This window comes from Campylobacter concisus, from assembly GCF_002914195.1.
Classification (GTDB): domain Bacteria; phylum Campylobacterota; class Campylobacteria; order Campylobacterales; family Campylobacteraceae; genus Campylobacter_A; species Campylobacter_A concisus_M.
In genome coordinates, this window is the sequence record NZ_PPAU01000048.1 from 1 (window position 1) to 26,563 (window position 26,563).

Consider the following 26,563-nt stretch of genomic DNA (forward strand, 5'->3'; position numbering starts at 1 on the left):
CATCTTTTATATCTAAAATCATAAAACAAATTTGCTTTTTTAATTCGTTAAGCTTTTTTAAAATTTCAATAAAATTTGTTCTATTTAGCTCAAGATAAGATTCATATTCTTCATTTAAAAGAGCTATGAGTTTACCTTGTTTACTGCTTGCTATGTGAGCATTTGAAAACTTTTTCTTAATGAAATTTATAAAGTTTATAGAGTTTTTAACACTCTCATCTTTTTTATTTAAAATATCTTGATAACTCAAATTTAAATCCTAAATTTTTACAAAACTTGCTATTTAAGCACCTTTGCGATTTCGCTCCAGCCCAAATTCTCAGCAAATTCAGCTGCCGTTTTGCCACTTTTTGTTCGGGCATTTTTATCAGCACCGTTTTCTAGCAAAAGATTTACAAGATTTAAATTTCCAGCGATCGCCTCGTTATGAAGCTGCGTATAGCCAAACTCATCAGCATCCGTGACCATATTTGGGTGCTCTTTTATATATTGCTTTACTTGCTCATACGTATTTTTGCTCATTGGATGCTCTATCAAATTTTCAGGGTGTTCTTTTTGCTCGTAAACTACCAAGATATCGTTAAAATCCCCAAAATCAAGCCCCCACTCTTTATCGTGCTCTTTTAGCTCTTTCTTTTGCATGCGTGAGCGCATCGCCTGCACGCTAAATCCTCCGTATGCGCGTCCATCTATCGAAAATAGCCAGTCACTCATCTCGTCTATCTTTGCGCTTATTTGGTCGCCTATTTTCACGTTTTGTACGCTATCTGGCTCATTTACAAGCGTGCCATATATCGTTTCACCGTCAAATTCCACATCGTCTATCCACATGTGCTCGCCGACTTCTTCGCCATTTACGACATCTAAAAAGCAAATTTTTACCATTGCATAGTCAAGCATAGGTACGATCCTGTGGCGCTCCCAGTAAACCTCACGCCAAAAATATCTAAAGCTCTCTCTGGCCTGCTCAAACGCACGCTGCATATAGTCTTCGTCGCTACTTACAAAATAGATTGGCATTTGCTTGCCAAGATCGATTTGCTTACCGAGAATTTTCTTAAAAAAGCTCATTTTTTTGTCCTTCTTTTTAATCTTAGATAGATCAAAATTGAATGCAAAACAATAAGGCGAAATTTCACCCACTAATACGTCAAATTTTAGATACAAAAATCATGCGAAATTTCGCAAATTTATCCAAGCAATTTGCCAAATTTAAACAAAAATGTCGTGAGATGGATTTAAATGTTGCGACGAAAAAATAAGCGTGCGCTAGGCATACAGCCTGCGGAGTGAAAATTTTTCTAGCTCATTTAAAGGCACTCACGAGAGGCCGTTATTTTAGGTTTTTAAAGCTTATCGGAAGTTCTAAATTTAACCCCCTCACTAGCTTTATACACTCCTGCAAGTCATCTATGCTCTTACTTGTCACTCTGATCTCTTCGCCCCTGATCTGCGCACTCACCTTGATCTTTGAGTCTTTGATCGCTTTGGTGATCTTTTTTGAGTTTTCGTTATCAAGCGTGTCATTTAGCTTTAGCGTCGCTTTTAAATTTCCACCACTCGCTGGCTCTCTTTTTGTCTCCGTGATCGCAACTGGTGGGATGTTACGCTTGATGAGCTTTGAGATCACGATGTCTTTTAATGCGTCGATCTTATTATCACTTGAGCTAAGAAGCGTGATAAATTTCTCTTTTTCATTTAGCTCGACTTCAGCTGCAAGCCCTTTAAAATCATACCTAGCCGCGATCTCTTTTTTTGCCGTCTCAAGAGCGTTTTTAACCTCCATCATATCGACCTCGGCACTTATATCAAAACTATGCTCAGTTGCCATTTTTATCCTTTCAAATTTATTTAAATAGCCCTTTGATCTTCTCAAAAAGTGACTTTTTGCCAGTCTCTTCTTGCTTTACTGCCTCGCCAATCTGCTGCACCGCGGTCTGTGCGTAGATGATAGCGCCCTTTGGATCGCAGTTAAAGAGGTTTGAATATGAGCTTGATTTGTTTAGATCAAGTGGATTTGGCTCCACGACCTCAGTGGCCTCAAGCAGGCCTATTTCTAGCTCGCATGCGTAGTTTAGAGCATCTAAAAATGCAGGTAAATTTTGCTCGTAAAAGCCATCAATCGCCTCTTTTATCTCGCCACCTGCTTCATAGTCAGCCTTTAGTTTAGCTACGTTTTTAGCGTTTACATAAGCGCCACAGCAGTAGTTTTCGGTGATCTCATTGTAAATTTCGCCACTAAATTTATCCAAAAACTCGCTTGGTAAAATTTCTCGCCAGTTGCTGATATAGTTTTTAAATTTCTCATTTTGTCGGGCCAAAGAGCTTAGTGCTGTGCCCCGAGTGTAGAAATATTTTCTAAAAAATCCTTGAGTAACAGCGATACAAAAGCCATGAGTTTTGTTAAAAATTTCATCGTCTTTATACTGCAGTGCAGCACTTAGTGTATCTTTGTACTTTTGCGCGTAAAATTCCTCTACGCCAGCCTTGCTAGCAAGCGCTAAAACCTCGTCAAATTTACCAGCCCTTGCAAGCTCAAGTGCTTCAAAATACCACTTTGAAATTTCATCTTCGCTAATGGCGTGATAGCTTATATCATAGCCCATTATCTGCTCTCATTGATGAAATTTTCGATGTTTGCGACGATCTTTGCGATGAGTGTCTTTCTAGCCTCCAAGCTGCCCCATGCCACGTGAGGCGTGATGAGTAGATTTTCTTTATTTTTTACATTTAAAAATGGGCTATTTTCGCTCATCGGCTCGCTTTCTAAAACATCGGTGCCAAAGCGTAAATTTCTCTCATCTATCGCCCTTGCCATCGCCGCTTCGTCCACTATGCCACCACGTCCTAAATTTAGCACTATCGCATCATCTTTTAGCAAATTTATCTCGTTTGCGCCTAGTAAATTTCTAGTCTTTTCATTTAGCGGTGCGTGGATGCTGATGATGTCGCTACTTCTTAGTAGCTCGTCTAAGCTTTTTTGCCTAAATTCGCTATTGTTATTTACTCCGCTTGTCGAGTAGTAGCTCACGTTTGCGCCAAATGCACGTGCCGCTGCCGCCACACCGCGTCCTATCTCGCCAAGTCCGATGATGCCAAATTCTTTGCCAGCGATCTCGCTAATGTTTGCGCCAAGATAGGTAAAAATTTCACTCTTCACCCACTCTCCGCTTTTTACGTAGTGACCATAAAATTTGATGTGATTTGTTAGCTCAAAAAGCATGGCAAATGTGTGCTGCACAACGCTTGCGGTTGAGTAGCCAGCGACGTTTTTTACAGCTATATTTTTAGCTTTTGCATGTTCTAGATCGACATTATTCATCCCAGTTGCGCTTATGCAGATAAGCTTTAAATTTAGCGCATCAATCACGGCTTTGTCGATGATGACCTTGTTTGTGATGACGACGTCAACGCCCTTTAGACGTGGCACGACCTCATCGCTCTTGGTTTTTTGGTAGCTGATAAACTCGCCAAATTTCTTAAAAACACTAAGATCTACGTTTTCTCCCAGCGTTGCCGCGTCTAAACAAACGATCTTCATCTTTAGTCCTTAATGAAATGTCCTACAAATTTAGAGTAGTTATCTAAAATTTTGCCGCCCTTTCTATATCCAAGCGCACACGCTTCATAAGCGTAAAATACGCCTGCTTGGTAGTTATCGCCTCTTTCATCTTGATTAAACTCGTAAAATTCTTGATAGATAGCTTTATTTGAGTCGTATTCGCCCTCGTTACTTGCTATTTGTGTGCCGTTTTCATCGTGTATCGAGACGTTTGCTCCTTCTCTGCCAAATACCGGCTTTTTCACATATTTTTTGCCTTTTAATGGCTCGTTTGAGGTCTCAAGCAAGAGTGGATGATTTGGATAAAGATCCCAAAGAATTTTTAAAATTCCCTTACTTTGGAAAAGTAGCGTGTAGGCGGGATTTATGATGATGGCTTTTTGGTTTTTGATGATATTTGAAAGTATGAGTGCTAGCTCGCCCTCGTCGATCGCTATGCTCTCCCAAGGCACGAGTTTAAACCAGTACTCAAAATTTTCATCACCTTTAAAAATCCCCTCGTCATCGTTAAAAACGACCTCATCAACGTAAGCAAAGTCGGTTTTAAAGCCAGCCTCTTTTGCGATGTATTGCAGTAATTTCACGGTTTGCTCGTCCTCTATACTGCCAGCAATAGAGCTAAAGAGTATCCCCCAGCCCTCGTAAACATCATCAAAATTTACATTATCGTCGCCAAGAGCGATTAGACGCTTGAAATTTTGTTTTAGAGCTTCGTAAAGGTTATTAAATTGCTCTGTTTCATCCATATGATTTAGTTTTAGCATCGCCCACTGAATGATCGCTGTCTCAAAGACTGCCGTTGGCGTATCGGCGTTAAATTCGATCAGTTTTATCGGCTTGCCATCAAGCCCGCCTGCAAGATCAAATCTACCATAAAGATGCCAATGAACGTCATTTTCCCAACTATTTTTGATGATATCAACGAGGTTAAATGGTATGCCTATCTCGTGAAAAAGGTTGTTGTCAATGACATGCTGAGCAGCATTTACGTACATATCATATAGTTCGTTTGCTGCTTCGTAATAAGCATCCGCCTCACTTGCTTTTACCTGCACGATCTCATCTGCGATATATGAGCTGTTATCGTTATCTGTATGCCATGCAAAGCCGATTTTCTCCATAAATTCGTTATTTAATGGCGTGATTTTTTTTAAATTTATCATTTTTCAGCCTCCAAAGCTTGATGAGCTAGAGCTTGATTTTGATCCACCACCGAAAAATCCACTCTTGCCACCACTACTTCTTGCGGCAGAATTTGCCGCTTTTTGCTTATTAAAGCTATCAACGCTTCTTGTGTATGCGCTTGGATTTTTGTAAGAATTTTGACGAGTAGCTTGGAAATTTTGATTTCCAAAAAGCTTGCTACCTATCCAGCTACCAAGTATCGCTCCAGCAGCAGAGGCAAGTATCGTCTCACCAAGGCTTAGACCGCCGCTACTTAGCTGTGCGTCGCTCGCTTTTGTCAAATTTGAAGTGCCATTGTCAATATTTGCATTTGCTTGAGCTAGGAGCTTATCGATCTCGTCTTTGCTTAGCACACGCTCAGTACCGTTTATGTCTTTTAGTACAACTCTAGTTTCAGTACTTGGATACTCTTCTAAAATTTTATAAACTCCAGGCGCGCTCTCTTCGATGATGACAAAGGCACCATTTTTTTGTGCAACCTCATTTAGTGCATTTTCGTTGCCGCCATCGTTGCTTCCACAACCTGCAAGGCCTGCCATAACGATCGCACCAAAACCGCCCACCGCAGCATAAGTAGCTATTTTTTTAATGTGTTTCATATCTCTCCTATCAACTCTTTTAAATTTTTATGTTTTCTAACAAGTATCACGCCTCTTTTAAATTTTATAAATTTTGAGTGGTGTATCGCTTTTATTATCTTTTCACTGATTTTTTTTGTTGCCTTTGGCTTTAGATTTAGCTCCTTTAAAAATTCACTTAAATTTATCCATTTTGACTCATTTTCTATCTCGGCCTCTATTGCTTCATTATTTGGCATATCGTCGTTTTTTTGTGTTAAAAGCGGCCTTTGCATAGCATTTAGAAACTGCATGAGCTTTTCATCTCTATCTTTATAAATTTGCAAAATTTCATTTTTTCGCTCGATTAGCATCTGCTCTTTTTCTTTAAAAAGCCTATCTTTATCGGCTTGCAAGTTTAAATTTAAGCTCTTTAGCTCGCTTAACTCATTTAGCAAATAATTTACAAACTCATCATTTTGGGATTTGGTTTTTATACTTTTTGGAGCGGATTTTGTGGCCTTTTCGCTACTTGGTTTTTCATCAAGGATGACAAATTTTGTGCCATTTTCAATGACTGTATTTATCGAACCACGGCGGATTCTGTTATAGACTGCTTCTTTTGTTATGCCTAAAATTTCTGCAGCTTCGTTTATAGCTAGCTTTTGCATCGAATTTCCGTTTAAAATAAAATAAAAAATTTGCTTTGATTATAAAAAAATAAGGCTAAAAGAAGAGTTAAACAAAGAGAGCAAAGCCCTCTTTGTCTTGGTTTTAGAGTCTTGACTCGTAGCGTCTAAGCATATAAAGACGCTTAAGCATTTTCTTGCGAGCTGCAATTTTTTGTTTTTTGCGAATCTCAGTTTTAGGCTCAAAAAAGCGTCTAGCTCTTGCTTCAGTTACTACTAAGTTACGGTCAGTTTGTTTTTTAAACTTTCTGTAACCCTCGTCAAATGACTCGTTAGGATGTACCTTAATACCAGGCAACGTCCTCACCACCTTTCAGATTAAAATAAGCCGTGAGTATAGTTTAATTTTCATAAATTTAAGCTTTTAACTATTTTTTTTTAAAACTCTTTTAATGCCATAAGCTTTATAATCATAAAATTTCAAAAAAGGCTTATTATGTCAAAGGATTTTCATCTTAGCTACGCCAAGAGGCGTTACATTTTTTTCGCCTGTATTACGCTATTTGTCTTTGTTTTGCCATTTATCAGGATAAATGATGCACAGCTATTTTTGCTAAGTTTTGATAAAAGTAGAGTTGATCTCTTTTTTACAAAATTTGATATGCAAGAGCTTTACTTGTTGCCATTTTTATTTATCATTTTGTTCTTAAGCATATTTTTTCTAACGACACTTGCAGGTCGCATTTGGTGCGGTTGGAGCTGTCCGCAAACTATTTTTAGAACGATATTTCGTGACCTTTTACAAACTAAAATTTTAAAGATCAGAAAAAATATCCAAAATAAACAAAATGAGCCAAAAGGACAAATTTTAAAGCGTGCTTTAGCAGTTGGAATTTGGTGTGTTTTAGCTCTTATTATTTCGGCGAATTTTTTATGGTATTTTGTGCCACCGCTTGATTTTTTCGCTTATTTAAAAGAGCCAAGCGAACATGGAGTTTTGCTTGCATTTTGGTTTGTTATCGCTATTTGGTTAGTTTATGATGTCATCATTTTAAAAGAAAATTTTTGCATTTATGTCTGTCCTTACGCTAGGGTGCAATCAGTGATGTTTGATAACGATACGATCCAAGTTATTTACAATCAAAAAAGAGGCGGCGTAATCTATAACGGAAAAGAGAAATTTAAAAAGCCAAAAGAAGAGGGCGCGCTGTGTACTGGCTGCGAGGCATGCGTGAGGATATGCCCAACGCACATTGATATAAGAAAAGGCATGCAGCTTGAATGTATAAATTGTCTAGAGTGTAGCGATGCTTGCGCTAAAGTGATGAAGCATTTTGATGAAAGCTCGCTTATTGAGTGGAGAAGTATAAACTCTATAAAGGAGCAAAAAAGAGTCAAAATTTTACGCTTTAGAACGGTTGCTTATCTTGTCATTTTGGGCATTGTCTTAACAGCTGGGGTATTGATGGGTGGCAAAAAAGAAAGTATGCTTTTAAACATAAATAGAACAAGCGAGCTTTATAAAATTTTAGGTGAAAATGAAGTCGAAAATTCTTACGTATTTTTGGTGCAAAACACACAAAATAAAGAGCACGCCTTTTACTTTGAAGTAGACGATAAGAATATAGAAATTTCTCGTCCAAATAAGCCATTTATATTAAAAGCTGGCGCAAAACAACGAGTAATCGTCACGCTAAAATCAAAAAATGAAAATTTAAGCGATAAAGATCTTTTAAAACATATAAATATAAAAGCCTACGCCACTGACGAGCCAGCTATCAGCGTTCAAAGGCAAAGCACTTTTATCTATCCTAAAAGATGATAAAATAGCAAAAATTTAACAGGAAATAAGATGGCGATCTCAGAAAAAGGTAAAAAAAGATACGAACTTATCGTAAAAACAGCACTTGAGCTATTTTTAGAAAAAGGATACGAAAAGACAAGCTTAAGTGATATCGTAGCGATAAGTGGCGGATCGCTTTCTAACATTTATACATTTTTTGAGAACAAAGAGGGGCTTTTTGAGGCGATCGTTGAGCAAGAGATAGATAGCCTTATAAAAGAGATCGATGAGAAAATAGATCTTAAAATTTCTCACAGCTTGGAGGAATTTTTAACCAAATTTGCAACCATAATATTTTCTATCGTTTGCAGCAAAAGGCATATCTCTCTTGGTAGGATAATGATGAGCGAGGGTTCTAAAAATGGTGGCAAGCTTGGTAAGACGTTTTTAGATCAAATTTTAAAAAAGATCGATCTTGTGCTTATAAATTTCTTTGAAAGAGACGAAGTAAAAGCCAAGCTTGATTCAAAATTTTCAGCCAAATTTGCTGCAAAGTACTTTATACAAAGCGTGATCGGGGCTTATTACTATGATTCGCTTTTGATAAATGAAGAACCAAAGCTTAGTGAAAGAGAGCGTAAAAAGCATATTGGCTTGTGTGTAGAGCTGTTTTTGAATGGAATTAGTAAAAAATAAAATTGACTTTTTATTTGTTTTCTAATAGAATCGAGAACTTTAAATTTTTGTAACAATTATTACAAAAACTAAATATGATATTAAAATTTAAAATTAAGAGAGGTTTTTATGGTAAATTTTAAAAGTGCTCTTGTGCTTTCGGTTGCAGTTTTATTTCTAAGTGGTTGTTTTGAAAATAAAGAGAATAAAGCGGCAGCAGGTCGCCAGATGCCAATATCTCATGTTGATATATTTGTTGCACAAAAAGCAGATGTGCCTATTAGTTTTGACTACACAGCCACAGTTACTAGCAACCAAGATGTCATCATCTATCCAAAAGTTAGTGGCACGATCATAAAGCAGTTTTTTAAGCCAGGCGACAAGGTCAAGGCTGGAGATAAGCTATTTTTGATAGATCCAGAAAAATATCAAGCCAGCTTTGACTCGCTTGATGCAGCTGTTGGCGTGGCAAATGCAAATTTAAAAAATGCGCAGACTGAGTTTAAAAGAATTTCTGCCCTTTATAAGAAAAATGCAGTCTCTCAAAAAGACTACGACGCAGCTGTTGCGGCTTACGACATCGCAAATGCAACTTTAGTAAGCGCAAAAGCAACTTTAAAAAATGCCAAGATCGATCTTGGCTATACAACTATCACGGCTCCATTTGACGGCGTTGTTGGCGATAACAAAGTAGATGTTGGCTCACTTGTCATAGCAAGCCAAACTCAGCTTGTAAGACTAACAAAGATAAATCCGATCGAGGCTGACTTTTACATCGCAGACGTGGATAATCTAAGCAGAAAAGCAAATTTAGATAACGGCGCTTGGCAGCAACTAAATAGCGAGGCTATCTTAAATTTAAACAATGAAAATTTCACTGGCAAAGTGACATTTATAGATAACGTCGTAAATACGGCAACTGGCAGCGTTTTGGCAAAGGCTAGTTTTGATAACAGCGAAGGTAAAATTTTACCAGGTGCGTTTGGTCATATAAAGATGAGCGGATTTGTGCAAAAAAATGCCTTTAACATCCCGCAAGTTGCCCTTCAACAAAGCGCTACAAACACTTATGTTTTGGTTGTAAAAGATGGCAAAGTAAGCCAGAAAAATGTAAAAACTAGCTACCAAACAAAAGATATGGTCGTAGTGACTGAGGGCCTTGAAGAGGGCGATAAGATAATAGTTAATAACTTCCTTAAAATCGGAGTTGGCGCACCAGTTGAAACTGATAAAGACTTAAGCGCAAATTTCTTAAACAAAGATGCAAACGCTACAAGTAGCAAGTAAAGGCAGATAGATGTTTTCAAGATTTTTCATAAACCGCCCGATATTTGCAACTGTTATATCTATCATCATAGTTATAGCAGGTTTTATGGGCATCAAGGGGCTTCCTATAGAGGAGTATCCAAGTCTTACCCCGCCTACTGTCTCTGTAACTGCGACATATAGCGGTGCTGATGCACAGACGATCGCTGACTCAGTCGCAAGCGCCATTGAGGATCAGATAAATGGTGTTGAAAATATGCTCTATATGCAAAGCACATCAAGCTCTGCAGGCACTATGAATATAAGTGTATATTTTAAGATCGGATCATCAGCAAAACAAGCTACGATCGATGTAAATAACCGCGTGCAAGCTGCCCTTTCAAGATTGCCTCAAGAGGTGCAAAATATGGGCGTAACGGTGCGTGAAAGAAGTAGTTCGATCCTTCAAGTAGTTGGCTTTACAAATCCAAATATGAACCTAGTTGAGCTATATAACTATGTAAATTTAAACATCGCCGACGAGATCAAAAGAGTAAATGGCATCGGTGATACAGCGCTAATTGGCAACAAAGAATACTCGATGAGAATTTGGCTAAAGCCAGACAGACTTGCTCAGTTTAAACTAACTCCAAGCGACGTCATCTCTCAAGTAAAAATTCAAAACTCACAATACGCCGCTGGTAAGATCGGCGAGCAGCCATCAAAGGGTGAAAATCCTTATGTTTATTCGGTCGTTTCTGAGGGACGTTTTAAAGATCCAAAGCAGTTTAGTGAAATTTTGATAAAGAGTGAGGACGGCAGCGTCGTAAAACTAAAAGAGGTCGCCACAGTTGAGCTTGGAGCTGCTAGCTACGCATCAGATGCTATGCTAAATGGCAAGCCAGCAGTGCCGCTTTTGCTATTTTTACAAAACGATGCAAACGCACTTGCAACTGCGGAAGCAGTCAAAGCAAAGCTTGAAGAGTTAAAGAAAACCTACCCAGTTGGCCTAGAGCACACCATAGCCTACAACCCAACTGAATTTATCACCGTCTCAATAGATGAAGTTATAAAAACTTTCATAGAAGCGATGCTACTTGTTCTTATCGTAATGTACTTCTTCTTAAAGAGCTTTAGAGCTACCATCATACCAATGCTCGCCGTGCCAGTCTCTATCATAGGAACATTTGGCGGACTTTATGTTATGGGCTTTAGTATAAATTTGATCACACTTTTTGCCCTAGTTCTTGCCATCGGTATCGTCGTGGATGACGCCATCATCGTTATAGAAAACGTCGAGAGAATTTTACATGAAGATAAAGATATAAGCGTAAAAGACGCCACGTTTAAGGCGATGGAGGAGGTACAAACCCCGGTTATCTCTATCGTGCTCGTGCTTTGTGCGGTTTTCGTGCCGGTCTCATTTATGGAGGGCTTTGTAGGCGTTATACAAAAGCAGTTTGCGCTAACACTTGTCGTCTCTGTTTGTATCTCAGGCTTCGTCGCTCTTACTCTTACGCCAGCACTTTGTGGTGTTATGCTTAAAAGGCAAGAGAGTAAGCCATTTTGGATAGTTCAGAAATTTAACGACTTCTTTGACTTTAGTACCAAAATTTTCACAGCAGGCGTGGCAAAAATTTTAAAACATGTCATCATCAGCTTTATAGTCATTGGCATAATGGGATTTGCGACGTATGGCCTTTTTCAAAAAGTGCCAAAAGGGCTTGTGCCTTCAGAAGATAAGGGCGCTTTGATGGTTATCACCTCGCTTCCACCTTCAACAAATATGCTAAAGACCAAAGAAGAGGTAAAATCTATTAGTAACGCCATTTTGAGCAACCCAAATGTCGAATTTACCATGGGCTTTGCAGGATACGATATGCTAGCTGGCTCACTTAGAGAAAACTCAGCCATTAGCTTTATCAAACTAAAAGACTGGAGCGAGAGAAAAGGTGCAACAGACGGCGCAGATGCTTTGGCTGGGCAATTTAACGGCATGCTTTGGGGCTCTAAAAACTCAATGACCTTTGTTGTAAATTTACCACCTATCATGGGTCTATCAATGACTGGTGGCTTTGAGATGTATCTGCAAAACAAAAGCGGTAAGAGCTACAATGAGATAGAAGCAGACGCTAGAAAAGTATCAGCAATAGCCAATGCAAGGCCTGAACTAACAAATGTTAGAACCACGCTTGAGACAAATTATCGTCAGTTTAAGATAACAGTTGATAAAGAAAAAGCTAAATTATTTGGTGTAAGCGAGAGTGAAATTTTTAGCACCATAGGCGCTACTTTTGGCTCTTACTATATAAATGACTTCAATCTTGCTGGTAAATCTTACCGAGTATATGCAAGAGCTGAGGAAAGTTTTAGAAATAATCCTGAGGATCTAAGAAAAATTTTCGTCCGCTCATATGATGGCGGCATGGTGCCACTAAATTCAGTAGCAACACTTACAAGAACGATTGGACCTGATATCGTTGATAGATTTAACCTCTTTCCATCAGCTAAGATCATGGGTGATCCAAAACCTGGCTACACGTCAGGCGATGCGATCAGAGCGATCCAAGAGGTCGTAAATGACACGCTAAGTAGCGAAGACTACGCTATAAGCTGGGCGGGAACGGCGTATCAAGAGGTAAATTCTCAAGGAACAGGCACGGTCGCCTTTATCTTTGGTATGATCTTTGTCTTTTTGATCCTTGCAGCTCAGTACGAAAGATGGCTCATCCCGCTTGCAGTCATCACAGCCGTGCCATTTGCGGTATTTGGCTCGTTGCTAGCAGTTTGGATAAGAGGTCTAACAAATGATATCTACTTTGAGATCGGACTCTTGTTGCTTATTGGTCTAGCAGCTAAAAATGCCATTTTGATCGTAGAGTTTGCAATGCAAGAGCGTGATAGCGGTAAGAGTATATTTGACTCAGCGATAAATGCGGCTAAACTTCGCTTTAGACCAATTGTAATGACATCAATTGCATTTACTCTAGGCGTCTTTCCGATGGTTATAAGCACAGGTGCAGGCGCTGCATCTCGCCACTCACTAGGAACTGGCGTGGTTGGTGGTATGATCGCTTCTACGACGATAGCTATATTTTTCGTGCCAATGTTTTATTATTTGCTTGAAAATTTAAATGAGAAATACTGGAAAAAGGGAGCAAAAAAAGATGAGAAATAAGGCGTTTATACTTATAACGGCGGCGTTTTTAGCTGGTTGCTCATTTCGTCCAGATATGCCAAATGTAGATACAAATTTCACATCTACTTACACTTATGAGACAAGCGATATAAGGGATCTTTGGTGGAGAGAATTTAACGATGAAAATTTAAATTCTCTAGTAGAAAGTGCACTTGAGAAAAATACAAATTTACGTGTTGCTTATTTAAATTTAGAGAAAGCAAAAGCAAACCTTGGCGTAGCTGAGGCAGATTTGCTTCCTGGTATAAATTTAAATGTAGGCTACGAAAAAGCAAAAAGTAGCGGTGAAACGTATACTAAACAACCACAAACTCGTTATAGAAAATCAGATATAAATTTAGGATTAAACTATGAGATTGATCTTTGGGGTAGAGTAAGAAATAATGTAGCAGCAGCCGAAGAAAGTCTAAATGCAACCAAATTTGACTACGATAGCGCGAGACTAAGTATCAGCTCAAGTGTTGCAAAAAGCTACTTTGCGTTAGTTTCATTAAATATGCAAGAAGCTGTGCTAAGAGAGACTCTAAAAACTTATGAAGATACACTAGCGCTTCGCAAAACACAGCTTGATCTTGGAAGTATAAATGAGATGACTTATTTGCAAAGCAAGGCAGCAGTAGAAAGCGCTAAGACCAATCTTGCTTCTATATTAAATGCAAAGTCAAAGGCTATTACCTCACTAACTATCTTGACTGGTAAAAGTAATAATGAAATTTTAAATGGAGCTGTTACTAGCTCACAAAATTTACCAACTTCTCCCGAGATAAGTGCTGGCATTAGCTCTGAAATTTTGCTAAGAAGAAGCGATGTAGCAAGGGCACTGGCTGATTTAAAAGCTACAAATGCTCTTGTTGGTGTTGCAAGGGCTGAGTATTTTCCAAGCATTTCACTGACTGGACTTTTTGGCTTTTCAAGTATTGATTTTGAAAATATCTTTGTTGGAAATGCCAATACATGGAGCATAGGGGGCTCTTTAGCACAGAAAATTTTTGATTTTGGTAGGACAAAAAATAATGTAGCAGTGGCTAAAACAAATGAACAAATTGCCGCTGTTAATTATGAAGCAGCGGTAAAATCGGCTCTTGGCGAAGTAAGAGATGCGCTTATTTCAAGGCAAAATGCAAAAATTTCTTTGGAACAAGTGAAAAATTTGCTAAAATCCCAACAAAGAATTTACTCGCTTGCCAAAGAGCAATATGACGCTGGCTATATTGGGCATTTAGAGCTTCTTGATGCGGAGAGAAATTTGCTTCAAGCAAAATTACAAGATGTCTCAGCAAAGCTTGATGAGGTCGATAGTGCAGTCGAAGTTTATAGAGCTTTTGGTGGCGGATTTAGGTTAGAAAAATAATTAAAAAGGAGAGAAATTGGGAACTAAGATATTAAATTTCTTGTTTTCTTGGGGATTTTTTGTTTTTGCTATCGCTCTTGGCGTAGCATTATGGTTTGCGATAAATTACGTGGATACATTTAGACTTGAGTCAAGCTTTTATGATATCGGCGAGATATTTATGATGGCGACTGTTTTTTGTATTGCCTTTTATGTGATCGCAGCAATATTTGTTATTCCTATTAGAGCGATCAAAAAATCTTAATCTTTCATCTAAGGACAAAATCCTTAGATGAACTCCTTGATTTCATTATGTAAAATTCTTAGATTTTTGATTATTTATTTTAAAAATTTATTTATGAAATTTACCGCATTTATATTACTACTTCTAACAAGTATATTTTTAATAGCTTGCTCAGCTAATCAAGCAAATAAAAAGATAAGCAACTCTGAACTAGAAAACTTAGCTAAACAATATGGTGGAGTATATATATTCGATGAGAAATTTGAGAAAGAGATAGAGAGACAAGAACAAATAAGAGAAAGTAAAAGAAAAGAAATTTTAGAGAGAATAAAGACAATACCTAATAAAAATGAAAGAAATCAAAAAGTGAGAGAAATTTTAAAAACAGAGTTTTACGATAATCCAAAAATGGATCAAACCCTCTCAAATGGTAAAAAATACTACACTCGTTGGATAGATTATGAAAGAGATACTGGTAAAAAAGCAGAAGTACCTGAAAGCTATACGAATAAGATAAAAGAATTTATAGGAAATGATTTTTTAAAAGAAGAACCTAGAATTTACCCTAAATATATGTATTTTGATGGAAAAGAGATGAGAATTATAAAAATATATCTTTCATATACTTATATTGAAACCAAATATGGACTATTTGGTGATAAAGGAAGAGGTGTATCATTTACCAAAGAGTCTTTTGGTACAAAATCAGGAGATAATATTTTCTACTTAACAAACAACAAATTTCATAAAAGCAAACAAGGACAAGTAAGTGCAAACTAAAAAATCAAATAAAGAGCTAATAAATTGCTTTAAAGACTATATTGATATAGCTGATGCAAGTTATGCAATGCTTCATAATGTATTTGAGAATGAAAGAAACGGACTTGATGAGCTTTATGATAAATTTGGTAAAGATAATGTCCCTGAAAATATTGTAAATTCTTATAGAGAAGATGAAAAGAAAAAGCCTATTTGGAGATATTCTGACAATATACATTTAGGAGATAAGATAACAGAAAGCAATCAAACCAAACAATCAAGGCTAAATAATTGTAAACTAGGTGACCCTACTGCTTATGCTCTTTGTATTGAAGCTAGATTTATGGCAGATAAATTTGTAAAAGATCCCAATGGTGAAGAAAGCGAAAAGCCAAAAAAATTAGAAAATAATGTTAAAAGATTCATTACAACTCCAACTGATAAAAATGGCAATAAAGCTAATCCTAAAATTTTCTACACCCCTGAATCCCTCTCCCCTCGCACAAAACTTTTTGTTAATCGCTATGAGCTAGTAAAGCACATACCTAATCAAAAATCGGGTTTTAGCTCAACTATATTTTATGATACGCTTAAGTCAAACTATATAATAGGCTTTAGAGGAACAGAGATGAAAATGAATGATCTCTTAGATGATGCCTTTATGGCCATCACATCAAGAGCGCTTATGCAAATATCTGCTTTAAAATCACTTCAGTCCTCTATGCAAGAAGCTATAAATTCTCATAGTCAAAACTTAAGTAACTTAGATAACACCGCCAAAGACATCATCCTATCAGGCCACTCATTAGGAGGTCATCTAGCTCAAATATATGCAGTAACCTTTAAAGATAGCGGAGTAAAAGAACTTTATACTTATAACGCTCCAGGAATTTATGGTGGTATATTAGCTTCAGCTTTTACTTGGAGCTTAAGGCTTCTTAGCTTTGTAGCCAAAGCCATAGCAAAAGGTGCAAGATGGATAGCAAGGGTCATAGACAAAGATGGCTTTATAGGAAAGATGGTAGGCTCAGTCTTTAACAAGATAAAAGGTATGTTTGGCTTTAAAGATGATAAGAGCAGCGTAGACGAATATGTAGATGTGGTTAAAAATAATGAACAGGCTCAAAAGACTCTTGCAGATAAAAAGGTTAGCTCTAATATAAATAAAGCTAGCAAAGAAAAAGATATAGACATAGAGATACATCACGTAGAGAGCGTTAAACAAAGTATAAATAGAGATGAAGATAGCTTTTCAAAAGATGTAGCTGTTTTGATAGAACCTACCTTTTCGGTCATATCTGATCTAGGTTATAAACTAGGCATAGATACAACTGGCGAAGTAAAGTATGAAAATACCGAGAATAGACACTTGGTGAATATATTGATTAGATCTCATTTTTTAAAAGAGAGCGTTTTGGTTTTATATATGCTGTGCTATCTCTTGGAAAACAAAGAAAATGAAGCCAAGATAGAAGGCAAAGATATAGCTGAAGCACTTGATTATCTAAATGAATATATCCAGTCGCTTAAATTCAAACTAAAATGTATAAGATCGAAGTTAAATTTAGATGTAAATATAGATGATATAAGTGATGCTTCTATGCTAGATACACCTTTATATATCTTTTATGCTTATCTAAATCTCTTTTATGAATATGGCAAATTTAGTGATGAAAATTTTAAGCAAGATATGGTCGGGTATATAATAGAAAATTTAGGCAGCAACATAGATAAAAATAGCAACAAAGAGGCAAATCTAGTAAAGATACTAGATATAGATGATCTAGATAAACTAGATGCGACAAAGATAGTAAGTGATGCTAGAGCTGGCGATATAGATATGCTAGTGGCAATTTGTGTTTTGAATTTATTTGTATTTGAAAAAAAGATAGATGTAAATGAACTTGGTAAATACTTCTCTTATAGCAAAAACATCTATAAAAATATAACGATACTACGAGATAATAGAGTAGATATAGCAGAGGCTAGCATCTTTGTAAAAGATAGAATAGATATGCTAAAGAGCATAATAAATCTAAAATATGCGGATCTAGCAAAGCTAAAAGAAAATGAAAATTTTTTAGCTAGCATAGACTCTAATGACATAAGCTCTAGCGATGAAGCCATAGTAATAGCCAATAATAAATCCGCTCAAAATAATGATGATGTGGCTTACAATAATAAAGTAGCAACCGATGATATAAAAGCTCTTATGAATGAGAGCGTGGGAAGTATCTTTTATAAAAATAACGATACTCTTAGCGTAAGTGCAGTAGATAAAAGTATAGTCGATGTTGAGGTATTAAAGGAGATATTTAAGCTAGATAGCAAAAATATGAATCAAAGAATATATCTAAACTCAGCTCTTTTGTCTAAAGCCAATGAAGAGGAGGATTATCCACTTTATTTTAAAGACGAAAAATATAATAGTGATGAGAATATACCTCTAAATTTTACTCATCAGCCAAGAGATGAGGATAAAGATATAGGAAGGCTAAATGTTGCTTATAGAAATTCTCAAACAAATATATTAAATTATTCACTACTAAATAAGAGTCTAAATATCGATCTAAAACCAATGAGCAAAAAGACTAAAGAGGCTCTTTCAAATTTAAATCAAAGGCAAAATTTACAAAAAGATAATCAATTTAAAGAAATTTCATCTACTGCGACTTCATGCCCTGTCATAGAGGATGACACTATCATTTGCCCACATGGCGGTCATGTGATCTTAAAAAGTAGGGCAGGCAGGAGCATAAGATCAGATGATCAAGGCGTGATACTTGATGTTGATTTTATAAACTCGCCAATAGTAGGCTGCTCAGCTAGGATCCCATGCGTCGTAGTAGCTTATGTGCCAAGATCGGCACTTAGTCTAAAAAGCATGAATGATCACTACGCTGTAATGCAAGATCTAGTGCCAAACTGCCTAAGCAACACCGGCTCTTCGCTAAGGTGCATAAAAAAAGAGAATAAACTAAAGCTAGAGCATAGTTTAAGTAACCCTATGTTTGAGAATAATAACCTTGCCGTACAAAATCCAAATTTAAATAAGCCATTGATCAGACTTCATATAAAAGCTTTTGCTTCCCAAATAGATAATCTTTTGGTAACTACCTATTATCTATTTGATAAAAAATTTGAAGATAAAAATGGCTTTGGCAAGATCAAACTCAATTTAGATGAGGGAAGAGACGTAGAGGATAAGAATTTAAAGGCTCTTTTAGCGGATAATTATGACGATAAGCGTTACGACATCAAAGAATTTAAACTAAGATATGGAGTGGATAAACTGAATTTGATATTTGTAGTTCCAAAGAATTTTAGCTCTCTTGATAAAGAGAACTACAAAAAGGCAAATAGCCCGGAAAGCGGGGTAGGCTTTTTTGCCAGTTTAGATGAATTTAATAGTTCTAATATAGAAAAGAATAGACGTACTTACACTTATGTTTTTGTGTCTCCAACTGGAGCTAAAAGCATAGAGCTTGAGATAGCTAAAGGGCTAGATAGTGGCTATACAAATGACATAAATACAACTAGCTTTGTAATGCTTGTTAGTTGATAAATTTAAAGAGAGGGATCGTTCTTGAGATTAGATAATACAAAAATTATTAGAAGCATAGAAGACTTGCTTGACGCATTTGATGTTTTTGCTGACAAATATCAAAACATAACATTTTATTGTCGCGATTTAAACCATTTTCATGATACCAATATATTAAATGGAGATGCTTTATATAACAAGACAATCGCGAGGCTATACAATCACAAGAAAGCCAATAAAAATGTGCTTATAAAAACATATAAGTATTTAGAAAAGTCAAATTTATTTAAAAGCGAAAAAGCTGTTAACACAACCAATAAGATAACAATCAAAGATATTGATATAGATGTAGAGGTTCTTAGTAAAGAACAAGATGTAATAGCAGAATTCGTAAAAGAGCTAATAGAACTTGCAAATAATGGTAGAAGCAAAGACAATAAGATTAAAAATTTTGACGATGCATCTAGCCAGTTGGTATCTAACTATAAAAATATAGAGACAAATTTTGAGGCTATATTAGATAAGCTAAAAAATTCGCTAATCAACAAAACCAATACAATACTAAGTCGTGAAAATTTTGATAAAAGAGATGAAACCGTAAAGGCCATAGAAGAGAGCTTTAAAAATATAAAAGAAAAAGTCAAAAAAGCTTCAGATGATGGCAATAAATATATTTTAAAAGAGATCACAAAATTTCTAATCAATCTTGTCGACATAAGCGATATAAAAGGATCGTTTAAGCCGCTAGCTTTATTGCTGGCAGCTCCAGAGGCGATAACTACTACTACAAATATAATTGACTTTTTAAACAAAAGGGGCTTTTACGCGTTTTCTGGTCCAGCCGCTAGCTTGCTAGCTACTAAATTTGGCTTTATACTAGGTCTATTAAATACAGTGTCGTTTAATAATATATTGGTTTTTACAAATAACGATCAAAAAAGTGGAAAATTTATAGATTTTTCATGCTTTGATATAACAGCTACTAAAGCCAAGAGCAATTATGATGAGTATATTGGTATTTGTTCTAATTTTATTTTAGAGGGCGATGAGCAAAGCTTATTTGACGCTAGAGTAAGCAAAAATGAAAATGTAGACAAGTCTAAAAATATATCTATATGTAAAAACGACAAGAACAATAGCGAAGAGAGCTTACTTAAAAGGATAGAAGAGTGCGTGATCGCAAATAGAGCAAATTTTGTCTATATGCAATATCCATTTTTTAACTCTTTCAAATTTGCAAATCTCCTAAAAGACAAATCCCTAATAACAAAAGACGATACTCACAATACAAATAATAGTAGCGGCATCTCTAAAAACTATCTTGTCGTCTCAAACGCCCCCATGAAACTAAACGCAAAGCTAAACGAGCACCTTATACAAAACATCTTAAGCTATAAGATAGAAGATAGTATAAACAGAGTTAGCGGTAAAAAGATAGTTGATCCCAAAAATGTAGGCAATGTAAAAGACTATAGTCAGTACTCTATACAAATAGGTGCCAAAAACGATGAAGACCTTTATCTTTTAAGCTTAAGTCCTTTTACGAGAGTTATTAACTCTAGGCTTGCAAAATTTGAAAAGGATATAGAGGAGTATAACTCATATATGAAAGGTGTCAAAAATTTTCATGGAAGTGACGCAAAATCAGTAGAGGTTTTAAACACCACTTTTAACGCAAAATACAAAAAAATTAATGAGGCAAATTTATATCTAGGTCGCATAAATAGACACTTTAAAAACGCCAAAGATATGGAAGAGATAGTTAATAATGAAGAGGAATTTTTAAAAGCCAATATAAAGGAATTTGAAATTTTCTTTTCAGGCTTAAATTCAAACTTGAAACATGATAAAGTGGCTTATTTTTTAAACCAATACTTTAAAATGCCTAATGAAGGGATGGAGAGTTTTGAAGCAATAGCTGATGAATCTTACAATCAAGCTTCTATAAGGACACATTATTACTACCCTGCTACAAAAATATTTCTTCTAGTGATGGGCTATTATGTCATAAGGCAGATATTTGATAGCTCTATTATTGAGCAAAAAGGATTAAAATTTTCATATCTTTCATCAAACTATGAGACACTAGAGATATTTGGTGAAACACTTAATGTTCTTTACGAAAACACATATTATATACAAGAAAATAATGCTATTGTGCCTATTTACTTCTTCAAGCAAACAAAAGAAGCAAAAAAAGAACAAGATGCTATCTGTATAGAAGAGATAGTAGAAAAAATAGAGCAAAGCCATGTAAGAAATGGTGAAAATATACTAGACGATGACTCCTATAATGAGTTAAAAGAGCTTCTTAAAAATTCTACCGGCATAGACGGAGAAAGCATAGATGATAAGAATTTTGAAAAGTATATTAAACAGATAGATGATGATGAGTATAAATATACTATAGATATATCTTTAACATCAACATTAGATGATGCCCTATATGATATATTTCCATTTTATGGCTTTTTCATAGACAAGTCTGACGATATAATGAAAAAAGTAATTGACGCTGTGTTCTCAGGTGGTAAAGGCAATATCTTTAAGAATATTTTTATGGAGCTAATAGGAGAACTAAAAGTATTTAGTATGCTAGGCGAAGCGCCAGTTGCAAAACTAGTTCACGAAAACAATAAAAAAGCCTTGAAAAAAATCAAACAAACAGCATTTGCTGGAGTGGTCAAAGTAAAAGGCAACCAATTTCTCTATATATATGTAGATAACAAAAAAAAATCCAAACACAGCATAAAAAAAACAAAACAATGGATAGATGAATTTGAAGTAGGCATAAATGTAAAAAGACAAATAGCTATAAGTGCTGGTAAAAATTTTTTAAAAAATAGCTTAAAAACTTATGCAGAAACTTTAATACAAGCTGGATTTGGCTTTTTAGTAGATAGTTTTTTCATCAACAACTACGAACAACAAAAAAGATCTTATGAACTAATACTTCATAAGTATTTCACAAATAAATTTAATGATACCTATGCTGTTAAGAATATATCTTATGAACCTTATTCAAATAAAACAAGTGAATATACCTACTATCCTATAGAGATATACTCATCTTTTATAAATATAGATCTAAAAAGAACTATCATAGGAGGAAGACTATCTAGTGGAGGACTAGACTATCATAACTTCTTCTACTATGATATAAATACCACTACAAACAAACTAGACTCTAATCTATCTAAAGATATAAGCCTAGATACTATGATATCTTATCTATGTCTAGATGAGCTAAGAACAGATAATAAAACTGATGAAGAGTTCTTTAATAACCTTAACAAAAGAAATAAAAAACTAGCATATTCACCAAAAGAGCTTATGCTACAAGGAGTTAAAACATTGCTAACAATAAGTCCATCAAACTCAATAGATATAAAACAAAGAGATGAAATTTATGAGATGTATAAAGCAAATAAAAGCACCTCAAAACAAGCCCTGCCAATAGACAAATACAACGAAGCTATGGAGATACTAGAAGACTTTAAAAATGGAAATTTAAATACCAATGTATGTGAAGTAGATAATAAATCAAGAAGACTACTAAAGGCATTAGATGTGATAGGCAATAATAATGTAAAGGGTATGTATGTGGGGTGTAAGGATAATTATAATAATGGTAAATTTAACATTTCAAAACCTATAATCCCCCCACGCCTAATAGGTCGCCTAGCTACTACCATAATAATGGAAGATGGTCTATATATAGGATAAGCTATGAAGAAGATCATATTTATCATCATAGCTCTTTTAGCGGTCATAGTAGTAGCAGTAATAAGCAAAGGAAAATTACAAGATAAAGGAAATTTAATGGATAACAATAATACATATATAGTTATAGCTCCAAATGGAGACAAGATAGAATTTGACAAAAAAACAAATTTAATAGCTTCAAAAAATATTGCAAATGATGAAGCTTACCTAAAAGAAAAATCCCAAATGCTCCTTGAAGCTCGCTCCATCCTAGACTCATCTCCATATAAAAACTATAAACCACTATACTATAATCCTAAACCAAATTCTCTAGGTCAAACAGACTATCTATCATTTAAGCCTTGGCTAGATATTAGCTATAAATCAAGTTCAAACAAGATAGCCCCTTGGACTAAAACAGAAAAAGCTTATTATGAAAGTCTAAAAGATAAAAGAGATAGATATATCTATCTAGTAAAAAGAAGTAATCTAAAATGCACTATGATAGATATTCCTGAAGATGCAATAGCTAGAGTAGATAGTAAAGGCAAACTAACTAAACCAGAATATGCTGAAATTTATGATGAAGTAGATAGAAATAAAAATACACTTAAATCAGAACTCTTTATAGGAGAGTGGGGAATTTGCGCTGGAGTATTAGGAGATAGTGAATCACTAGGCAATGGAAATGAAGGTGGATTTAAAGCAAGAGAATTTCAAGCAGTATTCTTAGCAGCCCAACTAGGAGAAGTAGAAGCATTACATGTACTAGCAGATTGCTTTAAATACTATACATATACAGTTGGAGTAAATAAAAATTTAGATACCTACACGAAAATTCTTAAACTATATAAAAACCCTCCACTAGATGAATATGGCATGATGCCTTATCTAGATGAAATAGTAGGTAATTACTTTGTGATGGATTTTAATAGGGGCAATTTGGTAGTTATACCAAGTGGTGGTTTTCATGCTGGACTAAGGGAGATAGTAGAGGAAAAAGGTGAACTATTAGATCCTAGAGACATCGATGCAAATGAGACTACAAGAAATGAATTTGATAACTTTATAAAGAAAGTTCTAGATGACAATAAAGAGGATTTTAAAGGTGGGTTTCCTGCGGAGTGGGATGAAAGAAGACTATCTCTCTACATCGACTCCACCCTCCTAGAAGCTAAAATAATGTCCCTAACCCCACCTGAGGGCTATCCTAATGCACCATACTATAACACTCCAGAAGAGCTAATAAGACTATATGAAGCTGGTAAATTAGATAAAAAGCTAAATCCACTAACGCCAGTAATGTATAGAGAAAGCTTTCCTGAAGATCTTAGGCAAAAGATATTAAGTTATGCCAAAGAGCATAATATAAAGGATTAGATAATAAATTTAATATCTATGGCTCCAAACGGAGCCAAACTCCGTCTCTTAATAGGTCGCTATAACATAAGTATCATCTGGAATAGCATGAGAAGCTTTGCTCTTATGAAACAAACTTATATGTTTAACCCAAAAGATGTCGAAGCTATGAGAAATATGCTAAAAGGATATGGCAAATCACTAGGCAAAGATGTAAGAGTAGCTTTTCTTAAAGGTATGGTAGAACTTTGGAAAACATCTATGAAAAACTAGAAGAAAACTATAACGAAATAATGCATACAAGATACACATATAAATTTAATGAAGCTTACGCACTAAATAATATCTCATATAAACCTATGTCTATAAAAGAAGCTTATGATAAAAATAGTACAAATAGCTATTGCTACTATCCAGTAATGATCTATCAAAACTATATAAGTCTAAATTTAAATAGACTATTTCTAGGAGCTAATATAAGTAGTGGAGGACTAGACTATAACTCATTTATCTACTATGATATAAACAATAAACAAAGCAAACTCTCACATAATCTTGCTTCAAAGCTAGCACTAAATAACCTTAGTGCTTATCTATGTTTAGATGAACTAAGAGGAGCTGGCAATGAGATAGATGCAAACTACTTTAAATATGCAAGAAGTAGATATACAAACTCAGATGTAGAGATAAGAGGGCTAAATTTGGATGTGAAAGAGGAGAAGGAAATTTATGATATATACAATAAAGGCAATGGACAAGATAGAATGAGCTTCTCTTATGCTATAAAAGACTATCAAAAGGCTGTTGAGATAATAAACAAATTTAAAAAAGGAATCTTTAACACCAGTGATGAGAACAATCACTCTAACCTATCAAGAGATCTAATAAAAGCATTAGATACCATATGCAACAATAACATAAAGGGTGTGTATGTCGGGTGTAGGGAAAATAATAGTAATAGCAATAAGAAAATTATGCCACCTCGCCTAGTAGGTCGTCTAGCCACCACCATAGTTATGGAAGATGGTCTTTACATAGGATAATAGATGAAAAAGATTGTATTTGCAGCTTTAGCTATCTTAGTAATAGCTATATCACTAATAGTAGTAAATAAAAGAATGAATAAAGGAAATTTAATGGATAACAATAATACATATACGGTTATAGCACTTAACGGTAGAGAGGTAAAATTTGATAAAAAGACAAATTTAATAGTTGCAAACCATGATAGTAATAGACAACTAGCTCCAGATCTTGCAGCCAAACTAGTTCTCGACTCCCGCTCCATCCTAGACTCATCTCCATATAAAAACTATAAACCACTATACTATAACCCTAAACCAAACTCTTTAGGTCAAACAGACTATCTATCATTTAAACCTTGGCTAGATATTAGTTATAAACCAAGCTCAACTAAACTATCACCTTGGACTAAATCAGAAAAAGCCTACTACGAAAGCTTAAAAGATAAAAGAGATAGATATATCTATCTAGTAAAAAGAAGTAATCTAAAATGCACTATGATAGATATTCCTGAAGATGCTATAGCTAGAGTAGATAGTAAAGGCAAACTAACCAAACCTGAATATGCTGAAATTTATGATGAAGTAAATGCTCACAAAGGTACATTAAAATCGATGCTCTTTTCTGCAGAGTGGGGAATATGTGCTGGGATACTTGGAGATCCTATGGGCTTTTCACATGGAAATGAAGCAGGCTTTAAAGCAAGAGATTATCAAAGAATTTTCTTAGCAGCTCAATTAGGAGTAGTAAAAGCTTTAGAATTCTTGGGCGATCTATTTGAATACACTACTTATGATATAGGTCTAAACAAAAATTTACAAATGGCTAGAGAATTTAGAAAACTATTTACTAATCCTCCGCTAGATGAATATGGTATGATGCCTTATCTAGATGAGATAGTAGGTAGTTACTTTGTGATGGATTTTAATAGAGGTGGGGTGGCTAATAATGCTGACGGAACATTACATATGGAGTTAAGAGAACTTGTAGAAGACAAAGGCAAACTACTAGACCCTAGAGACTTTGATGCAAACGAGACTACAAGGGAAGAATTTGTAAAGTATGTTGGCAATATTATGCATGATTTTCAAGATAAATTTGATGAGTATGCTTTTCCAAACACATGGGATGATCGTGGCTTACAACTTTATATAGATTCTGTTATGTTAGAATCCAAAATAATGTCCCTAACCCCACCAGAGGGCTACCCAAATGCACCATACTATAATACACCAGAAGAGCTAACAAGACTATATGAAGCAGGTAAATTAGACAAAAAGCTAAATCCACTAACACCAGTAATGTATAGAGAAGGTTTTCCTGAAGATCTTAGGCAAAAGATCCTAAGCTATGCCAAAGAGCATAATATAAAGGATTAAATAATAAATTTAATATCTATGGCTCCAAACGGAGCCAAATATAAATAAAAGACATAGGCATCTCTATGATAACCGGCCTAATAGAACTTTATAAAACCTCATATGAAAAACTAGAAGAAAACTATAAAGAGATAATGTATGTAAGCAATATATTTATTGCACTATTAACTTAAAAAAATAAATTAATTTTAAGAGATAATTAGACCTTTTTATAAGAAAAATCGCAAATAGCGTTCTATACAAATTTTGATAAAGAATTTCAATATATTTTAATATCAAAATGAGCTAAATTTTGAAAAAATTAAAGCATATTTTTAAACTTGCTTTTAACTTTTTTGTTATAATATCCCATCAAAAATAAAAAGGATATTTTTTATCCTAATTA

The 26,563-nt window shown here is 35.1% G+C and carries 21 protein-coding genes and 1 pseudogene; 13 read left to right on the forward strand and 9 right to left on the reverse strand.

Annotation, left to right across the window (positions count from 1 at the left end):
- The 9 genes and pseudogenes from CYP28_RS00925 to rpsU form a co-directional block, all read right to left on the reverse strand.
- A pseudogene (locus CYP28_RS00925) lies at nucleotides 1-250 on the reverse strand (hypothetical protein); the annotation flags it as partial.
- 29 nt (nucleotides 251-279) lie between these two features.
- Complete coding sequence (locus CYP28_RS00930; RefSeq protein WP_103592744.1) at nucleotides 280-1,071, reverse strand: YegJ family protein; 792 nt, start codon at nucleotides 1,069-1,071, stop codon at nucleotides 280-282.
- Between the two features lie 262 nt (nucleotides 1,072-1,333).
- Entirely contained in the window at nucleotides 1,334-1,831 is a 498-nt protein-coding gene (locus CYP28_RS00935) for a YajQ family cyclic di-GMP-binding protein (protein ID WP_103592745.1), read from the reverse strand.
- Between the two features lie 16 nt (nucleotides 1,832-1,847).
- Complete coding sequence (locus tag CYP28_RS00940; RefSeq protein WP_103592746.1) at nucleotides 1,848-2,606, reverse strand: hypothetical protein; 759 nt, start codon at nucleotides 2,604-2,606, stop codon at nucleotides 1,848-1,850.
- A complete protein-coding gene (locus CYP28_RS00945; protein WP_103592747.1) occupies nucleotides 2,606-3,541 on the reverse strand; it encodes a D-2-hydroxyacid dehydrogenase in 936 nt (311 codons plus the stop codon). Before CYP28_RS00945 ends, CYP28_RS00940 begins: the two co-directional genes overlap by 1 nt.
- A gap of 2 nt (nucleotides 3,542-3,543) precedes the next feature.
- Nucleotides 3,544-4,725: a glutathionylspermidine synthase family protein gene (locus CYP28_RS00950; RefSeq protein WP_103592748.1), complete on the reverse strand. Its 1,182-nt coding sequence runs from the start codon at nucleotides 4,723-4,725 to the stop codon at nucleotides 3,544-3,546.
- A gap of 3 nt (nucleotides 4,726-4,728) precedes the next feature.
- Nucleotides 4,729-5,346, reverse strand: coding sequence for a UPF0323 family lipoprotein (locus CYP28_RS00955; protein WP_103592749.1), 618 nt, complete (start codon nucleotides 5,344-5,346; stop codon nucleotides 4,729-4,731).
- On the reverse strand, nucleotides 5,343-5,975 hold the full coding sequence (locus CYP28_RS00960) for a DNA-binding protein (RefSeq protein WP_103592750.1): 633 nt from the start codon (nucleotides 5,973-5,975) through the stop codon (nucleotides 5,343-5,345). The genes CYP28_RS00955 and CYP28_RS00960 overlap by 4 nt, the downstream gene beginning before the upstream one ends.
- 103 nt (nucleotides 5,976-6,078) lie before the next feature.
- Complete coding sequence (rpsU, locus tag CYP28_RS00965) at nucleotides 6,079-6,291, reverse strand: 30S ribosomal protein S21 (protein ID WP_009294994.1); 213 nt, start codon at nucleotides 6,289-6,291, stop codon at nucleotides 6,079-6,081.
- 138 nt (nucleotides 6,292-6,429) lie between these two features.
- Between rpsU and ccoG the strand changes: the two genes are divergently transcribed.
- The 13 genes from ccoG (at nucleotide 6,430) to CYP28_RS01030 (ending at nucleotide 26,178) form a co-directional block, all read left to right on the forward strand.
- Nucleotides 6,430-7,755 carry a cytochrome c oxidase accessory protein CcoG gene (ccoG, locus tag CYP28_RS00970; RefSeq protein WP_103592751.1) on the forward strand — a complete coding sequence of 442 codons (1,326 nt, stop codon included), beginning with the start codon at nucleotides 6,430-6,432 and terminating at the stop codon, nucleotides 7,753-7,755.
- A 30-nt stretch (nucleotides 7,756-7,785) separates the two neighbouring features.
- A complete protein-coding gene (locus CYP28_RS00975; RefSeq protein ID WP_103592752.1) occupies nucleotides 7,786-8,412 on the forward strand; it encodes a TetR/AcrR family transcriptional regulator in 627 nt (208 codons plus the stop codon).
- 108 nt (nucleotides 8,413-8,520) lie between these two features.
- The gene (locus tag CYP28_RS00980) at nucleotides 8,521-9,678 is read left to right on the forward strand and encodes an efflux RND transporter periplasmic adaptor subunit (protein WP_103592753.1); all 1,158 of its coding nucleotides are present in this window, start codon (nucleotides 8,521-8,523) and stop codon (nucleotides 9,676-9,678) included.
- 10 nt (nucleotides 9,679-9,688) lie between these two features.
- Entirely contained in the window at nucleotides 9,689-12,814 is a 3,126-nt protein-coding gene (locus CYP28_RS00985; RefSeq protein ID WP_103592754.1) for an efflux RND transporter permease subunit, read from the forward strand.
- On the forward strand, nucleotides 12,804-14,186 hold the full coding sequence (locus tag CYP28_RS00990; protein ID WP_103592755.1) for an efflux transporter outer membrane subunit: 1,383 nt from the start codon (nucleotides 12,804-12,806) through the stop codon (nucleotides 14,184-14,186). Before CYP28_RS00985 ends, CYP28_RS00990 begins: the two co-directional genes overlap by 11 nt.
- Nucleotides 14,187-14,202: 16 nt before the next feature.
- On the forward strand, nucleotides 14,203-14,430 hold the full coding sequence (locus CYP28_RS00995; RefSeq protein WP_084041844.1) for an ATP-binding protein: 228 nt from the start codon (nucleotides 14,203-14,205) through the stop codon (nucleotides 14,428-14,430).
- A 27-nt stretch (nucleotides 14,431-14,457) separates the two neighbouring features.
- Complete coding sequence (locus CYP28_RS01000) at nucleotides 14,458-15,189, forward strand: tRNA 2-selenouridine synthase (RefSeq protein WP_103592756.1); 732 nt, start codon at nucleotides 14,458-14,460, stop codon at nucleotides 15,187-15,189.
- Entirely contained in the window at nucleotides 15,179-18,730 is a 3,552-nt protein-coding gene (locus tag CYP28_RS01005) for an Mbeg1-like protein (RefSeq protein ID WP_103642865.1), read from the forward strand. The genes CYP28_RS01000 and CYP28_RS01005 overlap by 11 nt, the downstream gene beginning before the upstream one ends.
- Nucleotides 18,731-18,754: 24 nt before the next feature.
- Nucleotides 18,755-22,438: a hypothetical protein gene (locus CYP28_RS10220; RefSeq protein ID WP_181000396.1), complete on the forward strand. Its 3,684-nt coding sequence runs from the start codon at nucleotides 18,755-18,757 to the stop codon at nucleotides 22,436-22,438.
- A 3-nt stretch (nucleotides 22,439-22,441) separates the two neighbouring features.
- Entirely contained in the window at nucleotides 22,442-23,797 is a 1,356-nt protein-coding gene (locus tag CYP28_RS01015) for a thioredoxin reductase (protein ID WP_103592757.1), read from the forward strand.
- A gap of 87 nt (nucleotides 23,798-23,884) precedes the next feature.
- Nucleotides 23,885-24,049 carry a hypothetical protein gene (locus CYP28_RS01020; protein WP_180997935.1) on the forward strand — a complete coding sequence of 55 codons (165 nt, stop codon included), beginning with the start codon at nucleotides 23,885-23,887 and terminating at the stop codon, nucleotides 24,047-24,049.
- Nucleotides 24,025-24,819: a 3-deoxy-D-arabinoheptulosonate-7-phosphate synthase gene (locus CYP28_RS01025; RefSeq protein WP_103592759.1), complete on the forward strand. Its 795-nt coding sequence runs from the start codon at nucleotides 24,025-24,027 to the stop codon at nucleotides 24,817-24,819. The genes CYP28_RS01020 and CYP28_RS01025 overlap by 25 nt, the downstream gene beginning before the upstream one ends.
- 3 nt (nucleotides 24,820-24,822) lie before the next feature.
- Nucleotides 24,823-26,178: a thioredoxin reductase gene (locus tag CYP28_RS01030; protein ID WP_103592760.1), complete on the forward strand. Its 1,356-nt coding sequence runs from the start codon at nucleotides 24,823-24,825 to the stop codon at nucleotides 26,176-26,178.
- Nucleotides 26,179-26,563: the final 385 nt, after the last annotated feature.